3 protein-coding genes are annotated in these 1,597 nt (G+C 64.2%); 2 read left to right on the top strand and 1 reads right to left on the bottom strand.

The features are described 5' to 3' along the window. Positions 1-596, top strand: a 596-nt coding sequence (locus CAPSK01_RS02685) for a CoA transferase (RefSeq protein ID WP_273702972.1), incomplete at its 5' end; no start/stop codon positions are given. Positions 597-617: 21 nt separating this feature from the next. After that, positions 618-944, top strand: a complete 327-nt coding sequence (locus CAPSK01_RS02680; RefSeq protein WP_034922147.1) for a thioredoxin family protein — start codon at positions 618-620, stop codon at positions 942-944. Positions 945-1,151: 207 nt separating this feature from the next. Here CAPSK01_RS02680 and CAPSK01_RS02675 read toward each other — a convergent pair. Next, positions 1,152-1,597 (bottom strand): glycine zipper family protein (locus tag CAPSK01_RS02675; RefSeq protein WP_273702971.1); only part of this gene is annotated, 446 nt, incomplete at its 5' end.

Genomic DNA, 1,597 nt, shown 5'->3' with positions numbered 1-1,597 from the left:
AAATGGTACCATCGGGTACACCGCACGAGGTTGGATTGGTGCCCGAGTTCGACGTCTTCGGCTTTGTTCGCGAGCGTACGGGCAACATCATGCCCGGCATCACGCCTTCGAACACCCACCGCACCTGCGACGGCAAACATGTGACGATTGGTGCCAATGGCGATGCGATTTTCAAGCGCCTGATGGGGGCGATCGGTCGCGACGATCTGGCCAACGATGCAGCGCTTGCCGACAACGCCGGTCGCGATGCCCGCCGCAGCGAACTCTACGCGGCCATCGACGCCTGGACGAGCACACATGACGAAACCGAGGTGCTTGGCGTCCTGACCGCTGCCGAAGTCCCGGCCTCGCGCGTCTACTCGATCGCCGACATTGTCGCCGACCCACAGTATCTGGCCAGGCAAATGATCGAATCGGCCACCCTGCCTGACGGCAGGCCATTCAAGATCCCGGGCATTGTTCCCAAGCTTTCGGAGACGCCGGGCAGCACCGAATGGCTGGGACCGGCGCTCGGCGAACACACCGACGAGATGCTCGTGCGACTTGGCTACTCGGCCATCGAGATCGGTGCCCTGCGCGATGCGGGCACCATATGAATCCCGACACAAGGGACCAGAATGAACCGGCCATTTGCAGCAGTCGAACCATTGCGTTCGCAGATCGATGCGCTGCCGGGTCCAGCGCTGATCGAATTCGGAGCACCGTGGTGCGGCTACTGTCTCGCGGCGCAGCCCTTGCTTGAAGCTGCATTGGCGGCCTACCCGAACCTACCACATGTCAAGATCGAGGATGGTCCGGGGCGCCGCCTGGGCCGTTCGTTTCAGGTCAAACTGTGGCCGACGCTGATCTTCATCGCGCAGGGACAGGAACTCGCGCGGCTGGTCAGACCAACGACTGTCGACGAAATCGTTCAGGCGCTGCGCCGCTTTCCAGGCCAGGTTTGACGGTGGGGTGGAACGCCGCCAGGCGGTTCCACCACCCAAACCTCAGGCCTCACTCCCTGGCAAGTCAAGTCGACGGATCGACCAGGACCGCTACTATGGTCAGGTCGTTCACCACCTTATCAAGCACGTGCCCACTTTGGGTCTCCAACAAGATCGGTGACAAGGGCATCACTCCCCTCGGTCTTGCTGCGCGCATGTTGGCCAGGCCTATTTGCGTTGGGGAGAAACACCCTCCGGCGGCAGCGTGTTCGGCGGCGGATAGTTCGGCAGGGGTTTGGGCTGCGGTGGCAGGTCCGGTGCAGGCGTGCCGGGCGGCGGATAGCCCGGTGGAGGCGCTCCGGGTGGCAGGTAATTCGCCGGTGCCTGGCGGTACACGGCCGACCCCGGCACTTGGTTCCCACGCGAGTACATGCACTGAACATAGGCCATGTTGTAGCGCCGCTGCAGTTCGTAGGAAGTCAGATAGGCAGTGTGGCCACTCGCGGAGCTGCCAAAAACCAGTCCGGTCCCCGCACCGATCGCGGCACCCTGGCCCGCTCGGCCGGTCGCTGAACCGATGATCGCACCCGCGGCAGCGCCAATGGCGGTCGCCACCACGGCTGGGCTGACGGCCGCATCGGCAGCCGCCTGGCCGACGGGCGCCGTCAGCGCCC

This window comes from Candidatus Accumulibacter vicinus, assembly GCF_000584955.1.
Lineage (GTDB): Bacteria > Pseudomonadota > Gammaproteobacteria > Burkholderiales > Rhodocyclaceae > Accumulibacter > Accumulibacter vicinus.
This window is presented reverse-complemented; position numbering and strand designations above follow the sequence as displayed.

Excerpts from the sequence above, each read along its gene's own strand:
- CAPSK01_RS02680 (WP_034922147.1), top strand. The coding sequence starts at position 618 with ATGAACCGGCCATTTGCAGCAGTCGAACCATTGCGTTCGCAGATCGAT.